Raw genomic sequence first — 16,240 nt, 5'->3', positions numbered from 1 at the left:
CGGAACGGCAATGCGATTGCGGAGGGTGACGCTTTTCAGAGTAGAGGGTGTGAATACTTCGGACATGTTGCCTCTGGTTGGGCAATTCGATGCACGGCTTGGGCTGCCTAAGCCTCCCTGGTCCCGCGCCCCTTTTCATCGGATGCAGGTGTTCGCGATTCCTGACCCGGCATCTGTTCCGCCTCGTCAAGAATCCATTCGCGAAAGGCGACGACACGGGGATCGGAAGCCGTTTCCTGCGGATACACGAGGAAATAGGCGAGTTCGGACGGAATCGGGATGCCAAGATCGAAAAGCCGGACAAGCCGCCCCTCGGCCAGATCGTTTGCGACAGTGGTGAGGTCCACAAGTGCCACAGCATCCCCGCTGATCGCGGCTTGAAGCATTTCCGATGACGTGGCGAGCGCAACCGTACGACTGTCGTCGAAGGCGTCGATACCGGCAGCCGCCATCCACGTCGACCAGTTCGGCCACGCGACACCCTGTCGCTCCCATTCGATATGGACCAAGGTGTGATCAAGCAGATCAGTCGGCGTTCGAATGGGCCTCTCGGACGCGAGTAGCCGAGGACTGCATACGGGCACGACAACGTCATCAAACAATCGATCAGCGCAAAGGCCGGGATAGTTTCCCGTGCCAAAGCGAATGCCGATATCGATGTCGTCCAGCTCGAAGTCGCGCACCTCGGGGGAGATATCAAAGCGCAGGTCGATTTCCGGCCAAGCGCCACGGAAGCGTTTCAGCCGCTGCATCAGCCATTTGACGGCAAAGTCCGGATCGACGGTGATTTTCAGGTGGCGGGAGCCGCGCTCGCTCCTGCGGGCCTGTGCGACGGCACGCTTCATGAGTTCGAGCGCGTCACCGGATGCGCGGCAAAGGATCAATCCAGCCTCCGTCGTGCGGATCGAGCGATTGGTGCGCTTGAAAAGCGACAGGCCGAGCTGGTCCTCGATTTCCTTGATCTGGTAGCTGACCGCCGCCGGGGTCAGGCCAAGTTCGTCGGCCGCTCGACTGAAGTTCAGATGTCGCCCCGAGGCATCAAGCGCTCTTAGCGCCCGCATTCCAGGAATTATGCTCATTTTTGCTTCAAAGAAAGTTTGAAATTCTGAACGAGAATACTCGTTTCCCTGCTCGCATTCAATATGCGAGTATGTCAATTATTCGAGAAATATCAGGTAGCCGCGATAACGGCAAGGAATATGCCACATGAACTCGACAAAAATTACCCTCAATTTTTTTAATTCAAAAATGCACGATCTGGTGCGTCGATTCAACGATGAAACGCGCCGGCGGCGGACACTGCATTACCTCAAGCGAGACCTGCGTCGTCTTACTGAGCAACGCCTGCGGGACATAGGCATCAACCCGCAGAACATTCCTCATCTGACGAAATGTGAATTCGAGTTTTGAAATCAGGCCCCAATGGGCTTCTGGGAAGAAAGCCCCGACATCTGGGCATTCATTTCCACATGCCTGCAATGGGCCGAAAGCAATCGCGGGTCGCACGGATATCCAGCAAAAGGCTTTCGATCTCTCGCCAAAATTAACCATTTAGACCTCCTTCGGTCGACCTCGACGCGAAGTCCAGATAAGAACCTGGATCATGTTCAGGATGATACAAATACAGCTCTGATCTCCCGCGGCCTTTTCGTCCGCCGATCTGCTGTGCCTGCCGTCGACCTCTGGAGTCTGAACATGACCCTCATCGCCACCGCTGCCATTGCCCATCGCTCCCGCGCCGAGGTGTCGACCGTCAGTGTGTTGGTCGATGGCTTGGAAATACGCCCAGCCGCCTTCCGGATGGCGGAGTGGTTGAGCCGTGGCGAACCCCGACGACACGCCCAAGGGCCAGCATTTCCTGCTCTCGCCAGAGTGCCGAACGCTGACGGTGCTCGATCTCGCCAAGATGCGGGATGCGACTGCCTCCAACTGGTTTAAGCGCCTGCGCTGGCACCAGACGGAGGGCAAGCCTTACTGCCCCCGGTCATGAGGCAGGCACCAGCAGGATACCGGTGCGATGTTCGGCTTCTTCCGACGATAGGGCGCTGGCAGCACCGATAGCGAATAGCTTCTATGGTCAAAGACGGTAAGGGCGGCCGTTCATCGAAAGATGAGCATTCACCATGGCGTTCGGTATAGATGCCTTGGAACACTGGCTACAGCGCAGCGATCCTTATAACTTCGACGTTCAGATTGCGGACGCCGCCTTGATCGGACAAGGCGGCGTCCGTCACCTTTACCAGGAATACTTCAGCGTGCCGACGACCTTGCGCCGATCGCCGTAGAACTCAGTTCCGTAGTAGCTGCTGGCGATATATTTGCGATCGAACAGGTTCGTCGCGTTGACGGCAAGCGTCACGTCCTCGGTCACCTTGTAGCTGACCGCGGCATCAAACAGCGTGTAGGCGGCAACCGACACGGTATTTGCATCGTCCCCATAGGACTGGCCGATATAACGCACACCGCCGCCGAGCGTCAGGTCGCCGCGCTTTCCGTCTCCGGGGATCGTGTAGTCGAGCCAGGCGGATGCCAAGTGCCGCGGCACGCGTGAAGGCCGGTTACCGATGTTGCCGCCGGTGCCGTCCTCGCGGATTTCGGCGTCCCAATAGGAATAAGCAAGCGTGAGATTAAGCCTGTCGTTGATTGCGGCTTTGCCTTCGAGTTCGATGCCGCGCACACCCACCTTGCCGATCTGCTCCTGAACCAGAGGGGTGACATAGCTCGGCACATTCGTTTGGGTAAGATCAAACAGCGCCAAGGTGAAGAGGCCATCAAACCCATCAGGGCGATATTTGAGGCCAATCTCGTATTGTTCACCTTCCTGTGGCTTCAGCGAGCCCGTCACGGTGTATCCGTTTGCGGTCTGCGCGACGAGCGGCTGGAAGCTTTCCGAATAGTTCGCATAGGCTGCGAGATTCGGCGTAAATTTATACGTCAGCCCGGCACGCTTGGTGAAGGCTGACGCCGTGTCGTCGTCGCTTGTCCCGCTGTCGAGATAATCCGCAGTCGTGTGGACATGGTCCCATCGTCCGCCCAGGGTAACGATCCATCGGTCGTCGAAGGTCAGTTGCTCCTGTGCGTAGATCCCGACCGCCTGCTGCTTGACGCGCCAGTTCACGTACGGGCCGAGATTGATGCAGGAGAGACCGCAATAGACGGGGTCGTTGATATCGATCGGTCCGGCCGTCCCGAACAGGATGTTCTCGCGCGTATTGTCGTTGGTGTAATCGACGCCGACCAGCGTCTTGCTGTCGATCCCGTTCCATGTCGCATCATATTGCAGCTGATTGTCGATGGCATAACGGTTGGACATGCCGTCGACCGAGAACGCCGTTCGATCGGCGGTCGGATCCAGTGATGCGCCATAGACTTCGGCATAGTCGAGCTCGAGATGCGTATAGCGGGCATTCGAGCGAAAGGTCAGATTTTCATTGATCTCGTGTTCGAACTGATAGCCGATGTCGGCCTGCTCCGTATTGAAGCGATTGAAGTCCGGCTCGCCGAGGAAGGTGTCGATATCGATATCGGCGTCCGTGGGAAATCCGCGCGCGCCCGTTCCATCGCGTTTGTAATAGTCGGTCAGGATGGTGAGCGAGGTCCCCTCTTCCGGTTTGATCGTCAGGGCCGGTGCAACGTAGGTGCGGTCGTCGTTCGAATGATCCCAGCCCTGATCACCGTCCTTGGCAAGTGCGGTAAGCCGGTAGCTCCACACGCCGTCGGGATCGATCGGCCCGCCGAAATCCGCGCCTACTTCCTTGGTGCCATCACCATAGGAGGTGTAGATTTCGCCATGCTTCTCATCCAAGGGCCGCTTGGTGATCGCATTGACCAGTCCTCCCGGACCGTTGAGACCGAAGAGGGTCGAAGTCGATCCCTTCAGGACCTCGACGCGCTGAAGACCATAGGGTTCAAGGCGGCTGGCCGTGAACCACGCGGGAATACGCGCCGCCAGACCATCCCGATAGGTGCCGAGCGCCGTCTGATCAAAGCCGCGAATTCTTATATAATCGTACCGGTCGTCGTTGCCGAACTCATCCGAAAAGACGCCGGCAGTATAAGCGACCGCCTGCTGAAGATTGTCCACATGACGCTCTTCCAACTCCTTTTGCGTCACCACCGATACGGAGGCCGGGACATCGATGACCGGAGTGTCTGTTTTGGTGCCGGTGGCGGTATTCTTGGCGACGATGGTGCGATCCGGGCCAACCACACGATCCGACTTGCCCGTTATGACGATCGGGGCCAATTGCGTCGCCTCTTCGGCCGAATTGTCCTGTGCCCAGCCGATGCCTGCCGATCCGAATGACACCGTTATCAACGCGCTGCTCGCAACCAATCGGCTTGTGAGCATGCGCAACTTTCCCTGTAGTCCCACTGTCATACTATCCCCTGTCAGACCAATATCGGGCAGTGTGACGGCCGCCCCTCCGGCCACTGCTAAGGTTGCGTTTACTCAAACAGGAGAATTGGAGTCAACTTAATAATCACGGTTTGTGACCATCTTTGCACCCAGTCGAACCTTGAGGTTTTGGAGCAACACGGGCCGCGCGCCCGGCAGTCTCGATCGGGCTTGGGGGCGGGCAACGAAGCGGCAACAGACCCGCACAAGCTTCAATTGGAAGGATCGGCAATGGGATGGTTTGAGATGGACCATTCCGATCTAAACCGCTTCCGAAAGATGCAAGCTAGCCTGATGATCAATACAAGCTTCGAGGAGTCCTGTGCGCGGGTTCGTCGTATAATCGTCGACACCGCGTTTCGGTGCGGACAGTCGGCGCACATCGGCGGTAGCCTGAGCATGGTAGAGCTGTTGAATACGCTCTTCGGCGACGTGCTTTCGCATCGCCCCCATGAACCTCAATGGGACGGTCGCGACATCTTCATTCTTAGCAAGGGGCATGCAGTGCTGGGCTATCTGGCGGTGCTGCATCACTTCGGCTATTTCGACGCCGAAAAGCTTGCGACCTTTCAGACAAACGGCAGCGATCTGATCGCTCACCCGGTAAAGAAGGTCGCGCTCGGCATCGAAAGCTCCAATGGCAGCTTGGGCCAGGGCCTTGCCTATGGCATGGGCATCGCCCTTGGTATGCGCAAGCGCAAACAAGACCGTCGTGTTTATGTGCTTCTCGGCGACGGCGAATGCAATGAAGGGTCCGTTTGGGAGAGCGCCGCTTCCGCTTCGGAAATGGGCGTCGGCAACCTTACCGCGATCATTGATGAGAACGGGTTCCGCAACGACGGGCCGAATGCCACCTATAGCAATAGAATTGCATTGACGAACATCTGGAAAGCTTTCGGCTGGAACGTCATCAATGTCGATGGCCACGATCACCATCAGATCCTGTCGGCACTCCAGCAGGCAAAGCAGGTCGCGGATATACCGACCGCCATCGTCGCCCGTACCGTGAAAGGCAAGGGATTGTCATTCATGGAGAATAACAACGATTGGCATCACAATCGCATCACGGGAACTGTCTATGAAGAGTGCCTGAAGGCGCTCGGCGAGAGCACTGGGTCGGAGCTGGAAACGGAAGGAGAATTCCGTGGTTGAGTTGTCGAGCCGTAATGCACGCACATGGTCGCGCATCGGGCCGCGGGCTGTTTATGGCCAGGCGCTGACAGCGCTCGCGACCGAAAACGAGAACATTATCGCGATGAGCGCCGATCTTGGGCGGTCTTCCGGTCTAGACCGATTCTCCAAGGAACATCCGGACCAATTCCTTAATACCGGTATTGCCGAGCAGAACATGGTGGGCTGCGCTGCCGGTCTCGCTCGCATGGGGTTCGACGTGTTCGCCTCGACGTTTGCGCCCTTTGCTTCAATGCGGGCAAGCGAACAGGTGCGCATGAACATGGGTTATATGGGCGAGCCGGTGAAGCTCGTCGCACTTGGTAGCGGTCTGGCGATGGCTTATCTCGGCAACTCCCATTTCGGCCTGGAGGATGTCGCGGTCATGCGTACTGTGCCGGGCCTGACGATCATATCGCCGGCCGACTGCTCGGAAATTTACAAGACGTTGGAGGCTTGTGTCGGCTTCGACCAACCGGTCTATATCCGCCTGACCGGCACGCCCAATGCACCGGTCGTCTATACGGAAGACTACACGTTCGAAATCGGCAAGGCCGTTTGGCTGACGCCGCCACGCGAGGTGATGCTGATCTCGAGCGGCACCACGGTCGGGCATTGCCTTCTGGCCGCTGAAAAGCTGAGTGAAGCCGGTCTGGAAGTCGGCGTCCTCAACATGCATACGATCAAGCCGCTGGATGCGGTCGCACTGGCTGACGTCGCTCGCCATGCCAGCACGGTTTTCGTCATCGAGGAGCACACGACGGTTGGCGGTCTCGGCAGCGCAATCCTTGATCACTACAATGCTTCGGGCATGCCGTTTCCGCGCATCGTGACGCACGGCATTCCGGATCGCTTCGTCGAGACTGGTGACTATGCCTTCATGCTGAAGGCTGCGCGCTTGGATGGCGAGGGTATCGCCGGTTTCCTGCAGGAAAAGTTGTTGCAATAGGAAATCGAAGCATGAGTCTGGATCATTGGTACATCTACGGGGCGGGCGGCCTCGGCATTGAAACCATGGACATACTGCAATCGGCAATCCGCCGAGGCCTGCAGAAACCGCATCATTGTGCATTCATCGTTGATCATCCGACGGCGACTGAGGTGCTTGGGTTTCCGGTCGTCGCCGTGGGGGATCACGTTCCCGGCGCCAAAGTAACGATCGCAGTCGGTGAACCTTTTGCCCGGAAAGCTCTTCTCGAGAAGGTGGAAGGGTTGGGCCTTGTGCTTCAATCGATCTTCTCCCCCGATGCCTTCATTTCCGAGTATGCGGAGATTGCCGACGGCGTGATCGTCGCGCCGCATGTCTCCATCCAGGCGACGGCAAAGATCGGTCGAAACGTTGCCGTCAATACAGCTTCGATCCTTGGCCACGACATTGTGGTAGGAGAAAACTGCGTCGTCTCATCCATGGTCAATCTGGGCGGCGGCACGCAAGTCGGGACGTTGAGTTATCTGGGCATGGGCGCACTCGTCAAGGAACGCGTGCAAATCGGACACTCGTCAATTGTCGGCATGGGCTCGGTCGTGCATATCGACATTCCGGATGAAGTCATTGCGCTGGGCAATCCCGCGCGCGTCGTTCGCAGGAACGAAGACAAAAAAGTGTTCAAGTAGGAGCAAGACATGAGCAACAAAGAAAAATACGATGCCGCTTTCATCGAAACGTTCGGTATTGGCGCCGAGGATTTGAGCGACGGCCTCCAGTATCAGAGCATCCGCGCTTGGGACTCGGTCGGTCACATGGCGCTTATCGCATCTCTTGAGGATACGTTCGACATCATGCTTGATATGGACGACGTGGTCGATTTCGGCTCGTACAAGACCGGCCTGAAGACGCTCGAGAAATACGGCGTGTCGTTCTGAATGTTCTGGCAAAGCCTCTCGGATGGCGCCGATGACAGGACGTTCCTGATCGCCGATGGACGCCGCTACAGCTACAACGACGTTTTCGGATTCGGAGATGCGCTATTCTCCAAGGCCGACAGGGCGATCGTACTGATTCTGTGCGATCGGTCGCCCGAAACCGTTGCGGCCTATCTGGGAGCCTTGCGGAAAGGCCTCGTGCCCATGTTGGTCGACGGTGAACTGACCCGTCACTCGCTGGAACGCACCGTGGGAGCCTATACCCCCCGTTACATCGTCGCTCCCGCAGAGATGGCGCTGGAAGACTATGCGCCAAACGGGCGATTGGGCACAAAGGCTCTGTTCGAGCGGTCGTCGGTCGTAAACACGACGCTGCATCAAGATCTTGCCTTGCTCATTCCCACCTCGGGTTCGACAGGCGACCCTAAATGCGTGCGACTGACGGCCAACAATATCGATGCCTGCACGCGTTCGATCGTCGAATATCTCGGCATGACCGGAGAACGCATTACGGTCAGCCTTCTGCCATTTCATTACTCCTACGGGCTTTCCGTTCTCCACAATACGATATTTGCGCGCGCCTGCATGGTGTTGACTGATAAGTCCATCCTCGACAGGAGCATTTGGCAAATGATCGAAGAGGAGAGAGTTACCGACCTTGCCGGCGTGCCCTTCACATTCGAAACATTGCGGCGCATTCGCCTGAGCGAGGCCTGCCTTGGCAATCTCGTCTGCGTGACGCAGGCCGGCGGGCGCCTGGCACCGGAACTGACTCGCCATTTCTGGCAGTATTTCGCCGATCATGGCGTGCGCTATTTCACCATGTATGGCCAGACCGAGGCTGCCCCGCGCATTTCCTATGTCCCCCCCGGCCAGGCGATCGAGAAGCTGGGAAGCGTCGGCATTCCGCTGCCCGGCGGTCGAGCTTTGATCGCGGAAACGGGCGAGCCGATCGGTGAAGGTGAGCTGCTCTATGTCGGCCAGAACGTGTCGATGGGGTATGCGACCTCCGCTCAAGACCTTGAAAAGGGCGACGAATTCCACGGTAAACTTTATACCGGAGACTATGCCAAAATCGATGAGGACGGGTTCATCACAATCGTGGGCCGTAAGAAGCGCTTCATCAAACTGCACGGAATTTCAGTCAATCTCGATCATGCGGAGTCCGTGCTGAAGTCCGGCGGGCTTGATTGCATCGTCATCGGTGCCGAAAACCGCCTGATGGTCTGCATCAGGGAGCCGGACGCGGAGCGAGCGCAGACGGCATTGAAGGATAACTTCAATTTCCACCCGTCTGTTGCAAGGGTGGTTGTCTCCGAAACCCTACCGCTCACCTCCGCCGGAAAGCCGGACTACGTTACGCTGTCCGAGCGTTTCCTGTAGACCTCTGCGAAATCAAAGGCGGCAGAGCCGCATCTGTCCTGCAGCAGCCTATCGGCAATATCAGAGCTTCGCCAGCATGGCCTGCAAGTCGACGATCCGGGCCCTCAACTGCGGATAAGCGTTCTGCCAGTAGCCGTAGTGCTCGAGCAGACGGCGCATGGAGGCCGGCAGATCCTCTCTTGTCATATAGCCCTTTTCGAAGGCCATCTTCATTACTTCCTCATAGTAAAGAATGCCGTTGATGAAGAGCGGATTGATCTCGTGATTTGAGGTCGAATTGGCATGCTGGCGGAAATAGGAAAGCGGATGCGGATGTCCGATGATCGGGCCGCGTTTGGCGAGATCGATCCATGCCGATAGATCAAGGATGCCGCGGAAGATCCCATCCTCATCGACGCGAAACAGGCGGAATGCGCCGTTCTCGTCGAAGCAATCTTCCTTTCGGAACATCACGCTCGAGAACTCGCCAATCAGGTTCATGTGATTGACAGCTGTCACACGGATGAAGGCGCCGCCGTCGATGACCTTTGCCTGGTCGGCGATGCCGAAGTGATTGACCAGCGACGTGATGCGGTTTTTCCCATCGATCAGGTAACGCGGCGAAAAGGCGAGCCTCGTGCCGAGATGGCGGCTCTCCTCCAGTGTCTCGAGCAGGAACTGAACGCAGAATGGGTTGATAATGTCATCATCGAACAGAAACTTGATGTATTCGCCGTTCGCAAGATTGGCCAGCCGGATGACATTGGAAAACTCGCTCGGCTTCGGATTTCGGCTATAGGAGAGATGCTGCTGATATCGCTCGCAGATATTTGCGATTGCATCCGTTGGGCAATCGTCTGAAACGATAATCTCCGTATCGCCATAGCTTTGCCCGATGGCACTCTTCAAGGCTTGCTCAAAGAAATCCGGCTTGTAGGCGGGGATGCAGATCGATACTCGGGGCATTGCTGGTCCTTTTTGCGGTTGTCTCACCCGTGAGTGGTTGGAAGTGGCATGACGCTGGCGCGGCGCGCGCAGTTCCCCAGCACGAGATTCAATGTCGGATGAAGTCGATGCCTGGCGACTGTCGATGGGGCGGCACGGCCAGTGCCCTGATTTCCGGCAGTCGTTGTCTGCTCAAAACGCTTGTTGTCGAAGAGCAGCTCGCTGCGGCATGTTCCACGGGCGCCTCATTGACGACGATACGGCGACCACTCGAAGCGTGTGAGATCATCAGGCGGACTGCACTTTCGGAAGCGGTTTCTGCGCGGAAACGGCCCATCTCAAACCATCTCGCCGCCGATTTTTCCAATTTAACCTTGTGCGAGTCTTTTGCCCTCTTGCTGACCGTCCGGCATCCCGCGCGCAAGCCACGAGAAAGCTAACCCCCCTAGTCTGCGGAGACAATCAAGGCCCGGTTTCCGCCTTGTGGCATATATCGTGATATGGAGCAGTGAAATGACGGCGAACGAACTACCCATTGTTCCAGTAACGAAGCCGCTCCTTCCCGATCTCGCAACGGTCAACCGTACCCTCGCCGACATCTGGGCTACCGCCTGGCTGACCAACATGGGTGCTCAGCACCGTGAACTGGAATCACGGCTTGCCCACTTTCTCGACGTTCCCTTCGTTAGCCTGTTCAATAACGGCACCGTCGCCCTGCAGATCGCGCTGAAAAGCCTCGACCTGCCTGCCGGCGGCGAGGTCATCGTCACGCCCTTCACCTTTCCGGCGAGTGTACACGTCATCGATGCCTGCGGACTGACGCCGGTATTTTGCGATATCGATCCCGTCACGCTGACCATCGACCCGGTTCGGATCGAAAGCCTTATCACGGACCGCACCTGCGCCATCCTCGGCGTTCATGTCTACGGCATTGCATGCGACGTGAAGGCCATTGATGCGCTCGCGGCAAAGCACGGCATCAAAGTCATCTACGACGCTGCTCACGCCTTTGCCACGCGTGTCGACGGGAAGCCGATCAGCCTCTTCGGCGACATCACGATGCACAGCTTTCACGCAACGAAGCTTTTTCATACCGTCGAAGGCGGTGCGCTGATTTCACCGCATGCGGAACTTCAGCGCACGATCTACCTTCAGCGGAATTTTGGCATTGCCAACGAAGAAACAATCCTGCTCGCCGGCCTCAACGGCAAAATGAACGAGCTGCAAGCGGGCGTCGGCCTTGCCGTACTCGACATGGTGAAGGATGAATGGGAACGTCGCCGGTCATTGCTCGAGCAATACCGCACGTTGATCTCCGCCATGCGCGGCGTCACCATCCTCGAGCCACAGGCCGGTGTCACGCCGAGCTATCAATATCTGCCGGTACGCATCGATCCCGATCAATCCGGCTTCACACGCGACATCCTCTACAGCAGATTCCGCGAAAAGAACGTGCTCGCGCGCAAATATTTCTACCCGCTTTGCAGCGATGCCCCGCACTATAAGAACCAGCCTTCCGCGCAGGCTTCCAACCTGCCGGTAGCGACTCAGGCGGCGAAGGAGGTCCTTTGCCTGCCGTTCTTCGGCGCGCTGACCGCCAGCGATCTGGCACGGATATTCAACGTCATGATCGCCACCTACGAGGAATATCACTCGGCGTCGCTGCCCACGGTCGGCCTTGCTACGGCAGCCATGGGACGAAGAGGCTGAAACGCCATGGCTATCGACGACCAACTCGCCAATGATCCTGTTGTGTTCCTGAACGAAATCAATTTGTTGACCGAGCACCACAAGGCTTATTGCGATCTTTACGGTCATTATGTGCACACGATGTTCGGCGACCGCGCGGCGACGTCGCTCGCCGAAACACCCTATCTGCCAGTCCGGGCCTTCAAGAACTTCGACCTCAAAAGCGTCCCCGATAGTGAGGTCGTCAAAATCATGACCTCGTCCGGCACGACCGGACAGGTTTCCAGGATCTATCTCGACAAGGAAACGTCACAGGCACAATCGCGCAAGCTCGTCGAGGTCTTCTCGATCGCCTTCTCGAAAAGCCGCTTCCCGATGCTTGTCATCGATGCGGAGAACACTGTTGCCGATCGTCGGAAATTTTCCGCGCGCACGGCAGCGATCAATGGTTTCAGCATGTTCTCAAGAGGACGCGATTTCGCGCTCGACGACGAACTTTCCGTCGACCTCGATCGCGTGCAGGCCTTCGCCGAAAGCAATCGCGACAACCGCATCTTCATCTTCGGTTTCACTTCTATCGTCTGGTTGAACTTTGTTCAGATGCTGCGCCGCCAGAATGTGCGGCTCAACCTGTCAAACAGTTTCCTGCTGCACGGCGGCGGATGGAAGAAACTCGCCGATCAGAAGATCTCGGATGCGATGTTCAAGGACGAGGTCCGCGAATGGACCGGCTGTAGCGACATACGGAATTATTACGGCATGGTCGAGCAAACGGGTACGATCTTCATGGAGTGCGAACACGGCAATATGCATGCCGCACCCGGCTCCGATGCCCTCATTCGCGATACTTCGTCGCTCGATGCGCTCCCGCACGGCCGGGAAGGCCTTATCCAGGTCTTCTCCTCCATCCAGAAGAGCTATCCGGGCCACTCGTTGCTGACTGAGGATGTCGGCTTCACGCTCGACGGCGCATCCTGCTCCTGCGGCAATCGAAACACGATCGTCAAAATCAACGGCCGACTGCAGAAGGCGGAAATTCGAGGATGCAGCGATGCCTATAATTCGTGACGACAGGTTCGAAGCGGGCGACTGGCTGAAGCAATTCGATCTTTCGTCACGCCACGCTTTCTTCGATGAGCGGGTTGTCGATTTTCTGCATGAGCTTTCCCGTCGTCTGATGAAGGACAACGATGCCCGGCATTATCCGGACCTCGTTACCTTCGCCTATTTCTGCCGCAAGGCGAATCTGCGGACACTCTCGCAGCAATATCGAGATGCAGAATATCGCAGTGGATGGGGTACTGTGGCCCATATCGCGCCATCCAATATTCCCGTCAATTTCGCCTTCTCGTTGGTCTTCGGCATGCTGTCCGGCAATTCGAACATTGTGCGCATGCCGAGCAAGGCGTTTCCACAGAACGATATCTTCTTGCGGGCATTCGACGGCGCTGCAGAGTCGGAAACATTCCGATCGATCGCAGTTGGCAATGTATTCATCCAGACGGCGCGGGGAAGTGCCAAGCTCAAGGAGATCGTTGCAGCGGTTGATGGCCTGACAGTTTGGGGAGGCGACGCGACCGTCGCCGAATTCCGCTCGCTGCCGAAGAAGCCTCGATCCGTCGAGCTTTATTTTCCGGACCGGACATCATCGGCCGCGATCGACGCCAGCGCCTATTCCGCGCTTGAGACGGAACAGAAGACGAAACTGGCGCGAGATTTCTTCAACGACACCTATCTGGTCGACCAGAATGCCTGCTCCTCGCCAAGTCAGATCTTCTGGCTTGGGGAACCGGCCGCGATCGCCAAAGCCAAGGTCGATTTCTGGCATCATCTCGACGAAGAGCTGCATCGCCAGGACTTTCGTCTGGATACGGTCGCACGACTGGACAAGTTTCTCGACCTGATGAATGCAATACGCACGACCGGGGGAACCCTGGCGCTCAACCGCTATTCGCCGGATATCTGGTGTATCGGCCAATCCTTGCCGAAGGAAACGCGGCTGCGCTTCGGCCAGTTTGCAGAAATTGACGTACAGGCGCCTTCCGACATCGCAGCGTTTCTTCGCCCGCAGGAACAGACACTGACCTATTTCGGACTGCAACCGCAGGCGCTCTTCCTCGCTCTCCAGTCGGGTTCTGCCAATCACGCGATCGACCGCATCGTCCCTATCGGCAAGGCGCTCGATATCAACCCCTTCTGGGATGGCAAGGACATTCTGTCGCTTCTATCCCGGCGCGTCGAAATAGTGGAAGGGCGCGAGAATGCAGCAATATCCGCAACGGCTTTAGCGAGTTTCCAGAACTGAGCGGTTCAGCTCGCGATTCAATGCAGCCCCCTGTCCAGCCGCAGGATCTGTCCGGTCATCTTTGATGATGCATCGGACACCAGATAGGCGACAAGTTCGGCCACGTCGGCCACTTCGACCACTCCCTCCAATGCCGAACGCTCATCCAACGCTGTTCTTGCTTTTTCGTCCATCTGAAGAGCCATGTCGGTTTCGACCACCGCGGGCGCAATGGCATTGACGCGAATCCCGAATGGCCCCAGCTCGGTCGCCATCACCTTTGTGGCGTGGATCAGCGCAGCTTTGCTGCCCCCATAAGCGAGCGTTCCCGCGTCTGAAAGCAGTCCGGCGGTCGATGCGATATTGACGATGGAGCCTGCCTTCGCGCGTACCATTCTCTTCGCCACATATTGAGAAAACAGAATTTGGTTGAAGTAATTAACGTCGAATATCCGTTTCAGATCCTGGATCGAAACCATCGAAAACAGCCCGCCGGCAGCGACACCAGCGCAATTCACCAGCGCATCGATGCGCTGGTATTGCCGGTGAAGTGCCTGCGCACATTCCTTCACCGAATTCGGGTCGGCGAGATCGAGCTGGAAGAAGCGGACATCGCCTTCATCCCCCGTCGGAAGTGCGGGAGACGGATGGCGGCTGCAGGCAGCGACTGAAAAACCGTCCCCGACCAGCTTCCGAACAACGGCGAGACCTATACCTCTGCTGCCGCCTGTTACGACCGCAACGCGTTCAGGATCGTTCGGCATCTGCAAGCCCTCCGCAATTGGCGATCACCGGTTCCAGGAGATCATAGTCGATATCGTCCATAATGGTCCGGTTCGGGAAAAGCGGAACCGGTTTGCGGGTGAGAGCCTTGGAGACGGCCGGCGTCGAAAAATAGAGGACCACCGCTTGCTCTGTGAAATGATCGACCAGATCCGGTGCGCCACTTCGCAGCGCCTTGAGCAGGACATTGACGTCCTCCGGCCATGCGGCCTCCGTCTCCTTCAGAATCAATGCATCAATCTCGGCCAGACCGGCAAACCGCTCTTCCAAGCGCGCGGCCGCAATTGCATCGAATGCCGGGACCGACCTTTCTGGTTCACCGGGAAACATCCTTGCCAGCAGTTTATAGAATGGTCTGTCTGACACGTTCATCGATACGATCCGAAAGGAGAAGGGCAACTGCCTGAATGGTATTGGCAGGATTAACGCAGGAACCGGTGACGAAGACGCTGGAGTCGATCACGTAGAGGTTGTCGGTATCGTGAACTTTTCCCGATGGATCGACGACGGAGTGCTGCGGATCGTCGCCCATCCGCGCGGTTCCGAGCAGATGCCATCCGGCGTTGCGGACCGGGCCATAGGCCGAGCTTCTCACGGCTCCCGCCGCCGCCATGAGTTCGCGCCCGCGGGTCATGCCGCGCACCATCATCTTTTTCGTATTTTCGTGCAGCTTGTAGTGAACCTTGATGCCCGGATCTCCGAAACGATCCTGTCGTGTTTCGTCCAGCTCGATCCTATTCTCCACCTCCGGCAGATCTTCGCAGATGATCGCCACAAGGAGTTGCTTGCCGTAGAGCGCATCGAAATCGCCATAGATATCGCTCCCGAAACGCAGCTTGCGTTTGCCGAGCGCAGACATCGCCGTCTCGACAGGGCCTGTCCCCCGCAATGCATGCATCATATAACCAAGCTTATGCCCCGCCTCTTGCGAACGGTAAAACTGCAGGCTGTAAAGCATGCACCCCTGCGGGCCGGCGTCCGTGTCCATCCGCTCGGCAAAGATGCCTTCCACATAACCAAGCGGATGGATCATCAGATTGCGGCCGACGAGACCCATCGTATTGCCGATCCCTGTCGGGCGCTCGGCATTCCTCGAGTTGAGGAGAATGCGCGGCGTACCGATAGCGCTTGAAGCAAGGATGATGTTGTCGGCGTGAAACGCATGGCGCTCGCCGTTCGCATCAAAACCCTCGACACCATAGGCCACACCGTCCTTGACAAGGACGCGCGACACAGCGAATTCGGGAACAATCGTTAGTCCTTGCCTCAACGCATCCGTCAGATAGGTATTGTCGGCACTCGCCTTGGCCCCTTGCGGGCAGCCCGTGTTGCAAGGGCCAAGGTTGAGACAGGCACTGCGCCCGCCCTTGTCCCGCGTGGCGATTGCGGCAAAGCTTGGCCACCAGTGCCAGCGTTTTTCATTGAACGCCCGAGCGAGCCGGGCACCCGCCACGCCAAGCGGCACAGGCGGAAGCGCCTCCTCGATGTGCGGATAATAGGGATCGCCGACGAGACCGGACATGCCCATCTGCCGTTCGTTCAATGCGAAATACGGCATCAGTTCGGCATAGCTCAGCGGCCAGTCCTCACCGAGGCCCTCATTGGTCTTCAACGAGAAATCAGGCTCAAGAAACCGTGGAAAATGACCGGAATACAACACCGTTGAACCACCAACAGCGTTGAAGTTGCATACCGCAATCGGGGAATCTGCGTCATCAACCGGGTAATCGAAACGGTTCTGCCGT

The 16,240-nt window shown here is 57.4% G+C and carries 16 protein-coding genes; 9 read left to right on the top strand and 7 right to left on the bottom strand.

Translation table 11 applies throughout. From position 1 onward, the window contains the following. Nucleotides 1-107: 107 nt before the first annotated feature. Nucleotides 108-1,079 (bottom strand): transcriptional regulator GcvA, encoded by a 972-nt coding sequence (gene gcvA, locus FHT69_RS29245; RefSeq protein WP_127430884.1) that lies wholly within the window; start codon nucleotides 1,077-1,079, stop codon nucleotides 108-110. A gap of 163 nt (nucleotides 1,080-1,242) precedes the next feature. Next, a complete protein-coding gene (locus tag FHT69_RS29240; RefSeq protein WP_183845250.1) occupies nucleotides 1,243-1,551 on the bottom strand; it encodes a hypothetical protein in 309 nt (102 codons plus the stop codon). A gap of 268 nt (nucleotides 1,552-1,819) precedes the next feature. Here FHT69_RS29240 and FHT69_RS29235 point away from each other — a divergent pair, with 268 nt between their 5' ends. After that, nucleotides 1,820-1,990, top strand: a complete 171-nt coding sequence (locus FHT69_RS29235; protein WP_183845251.1) for a hypothetical protein — start codon at nucleotides 1,820-1,822, stop codon at nucleotides 1,988-1,990. Nucleotides 1,991-2,236: 246 nt separating this feature from the next. On the opposite strand, the gene FHT69_RS29230 is transcribed toward FHT69_RS29235, so the two are convergent. Continuing rightward, nucleotides 2,237-4,381 (bottom strand): TonB-dependent siderophore receptor, encoded by a 2,145-nt coding sequence (locus tag FHT69_RS29230; protein WP_183845252.1) that lies wholly within the window; start codon nucleotides 4,379-4,381, stop codon nucleotides 2,237-2,239. 264 nt (nucleotides 4,382-4,645) lie between these two features. Between FHT69_RS29230 and FHT69_RS29225 the strand changes: the two genes are divergently transcribed. From FHT69_RS29225 to FHT69_RS29205, 5 genes are read left to right on the top strand one after another with little or no spacing between them, the layout of a single operon-like run. Next, entirely contained in the window at nucleotides 4,646-5,551 is a 906-nt protein-coding gene (locus FHT69_RS29225) for a transketolase (RefSeq protein WP_244604821.1), read from the top strand. Then, the gene (locus tag FHT69_RS29220; RefSeq protein ID WP_183845253.1) at nucleotides 5,544-6,518 is read left to right on the top strand and encodes a transketolase family protein; all 975 of its coding nucleotides are present in this window, start codon (nucleotides 5,544-5,546) and stop codon (nucleotides 6,516-6,518) included. The genes FHT69_RS29225 and FHT69_RS29220 overlap by 8 nt, the downstream gene beginning before the upstream one ends. Before the next feature lie 11 nt (nucleotides 6,519-6,529). Beyond that, entirely contained in the window at nucleotides 6,530-7,183 is a 654-nt protein-coding gene (locus FHT69_RS29215) for an acyl-ACP--UDP-N- acetylglucosamine O-acyltransferase (RefSeq protein WP_183845254.1), read from the top strand. Nucleotides 7,184-7,192: 9 nt separating this feature from the next. Then, nucleotides 7,193-7,432 carry a hypothetical protein gene (locus FHT69_RS29210; RefSeq protein WP_007637453.1) on the top strand — a complete coding sequence of 80 codons (240 nt, stop codon included), beginning with the start codon at nucleotides 7,193-7,195 and terminating at the stop codon, nucleotides 7,430-7,432. Further along, nucleotides 7,433-8,815, top strand: a complete 1,383-nt coding sequence (locus tag FHT69_RS29205; protein ID WP_183845255.1) for an AMP-binding protein — start codon at nucleotides 7,433-7,435, stop codon at nucleotides 8,813-8,815. 60 nt (nucleotides 8,816-8,875) lie between these two features. On the opposite strand, the gene FHT69_RS29200 is transcribed toward FHT69_RS29205, so the two are convergent. Then, nucleotides 8,876-9,760: a glycosyltransferase family 2 protein gene (locus FHT69_RS29200; RefSeq protein WP_028758662.1), complete on the bottom strand. Its 885-nt coding sequence runs from the start codon at nucleotides 9,758-9,760 to the stop codon at nucleotides 8,876-8,878. 492 nt (nucleotides 9,761-10,252) lie between these two features. Here FHT69_RS29200 and FHT69_RS29195 point away from each other — a divergent pair, with 492 nt between their 5' ends. From FHT69_RS29195 to FHT69_RS29185, 3 genes are read left to right on the top strand one after another with little or no spacing between them, the layout of a single operon-like run. Continuing rightward, on the top strand, nucleotides 10,253-11,449 hold the full coding sequence (locus tag FHT69_RS29195; RefSeq protein ID WP_183845256.1) for a DegT/DnrJ/EryC1/StrS family aminotransferase: 1,197 nt from the start codon (nucleotides 10,253-10,255) through the stop codon (nucleotides 11,447-11,449). A gap of 6 nt (nucleotides 11,450-11,455) precedes the next feature. Next, entirely contained in the window at nucleotides 11,456-12,496 is a 1,041-nt protein-coding gene (locus FHT69_RS29190) for a long-chain fatty acid--CoA ligase (RefSeq protein WP_183845257.1), read from the top strand. Beyond that, complete coding sequence (locus tag FHT69_RS29185) at nucleotides 12,480-13,733, top strand: acyl-CoA reductase (RefSeq protein ID WP_183845258.1); 1,254 nt, start codon at nucleotides 12,480-12,482, stop codon at nucleotides 13,731-13,733. The genes FHT69_RS29190 and FHT69_RS29185 overlap by 17 nt, the downstream gene beginning before the upstream one ends. A 17-nt stretch (nucleotides 13,734-13,750) precedes the next feature. Here FHT69_RS29185 and FHT69_RS29180 read toward each other — a convergent pair whose 3' ends face one another. The 3 genes from FHT69_RS29180 to FHT69_RS29170 all read right to left on the bottom strand — a co-directional run bounded on the left by FHT69_RS29180 (nucleotide 13,751) and on the right by FHT69_RS29170 (nucleotide 16,107). Further along, nucleotides 13,751-14,476: an SDR family NAD(P)-dependent oxidoreductase gene (locus FHT69_RS29180; protein WP_183845259.1), complete on the bottom strand. Its 726-nt coding sequence runs from the start codon at nucleotides 14,474-14,476 to the stop codon at nucleotides 13,751-13,753. Then, the gene (locus FHT69_RS29175; protein WP_246780769.1) at nucleotides 14,460-14,765 is read right to left on the bottom strand and encodes a hypothetical protein; all 306 of its coding nucleotides are present in this window, start codon (nucleotides 14,763-14,765) and stop codon (nucleotides 14,460-14,462) included. The genes FHT69_RS29180 and FHT69_RS29175 overlap by 17 nt, the downstream gene beginning before the upstream one ends. A 73-nt stretch (nucleotides 14,766-14,838) precedes the next feature. Further along, the gene (locus FHT69_RS29170; RefSeq protein WP_246712971.1) at nucleotides 14,839-16,107 is read right to left on the bottom strand and encodes a GMC oxidoreductase; all 1,269 of its coding nucleotides are present in this window, start codon (nucleotides 16,105-16,107) and stop codon (nucleotides 14,839-14,841) included. Nucleotides 16,108-16,240: the final 133 nt, after the last annotated feature.

The sequence above is a fragment of the Rhizobium sp. BK008 genome, from assembly GCF_014197345.1.
Classification (GTDB): domain Bacteria; phylum Pseudomonadota; class Alphaproteobacteria; order Rhizobiales; family Rhizobiaceae; genus Rhizobium; species Rhizobium anhuiense.
The sequence above is the reverse complement of the archived record's forward strand: the minus strand, read 5'-3'. Positions and strand labels throughout refer to the sequence as shown.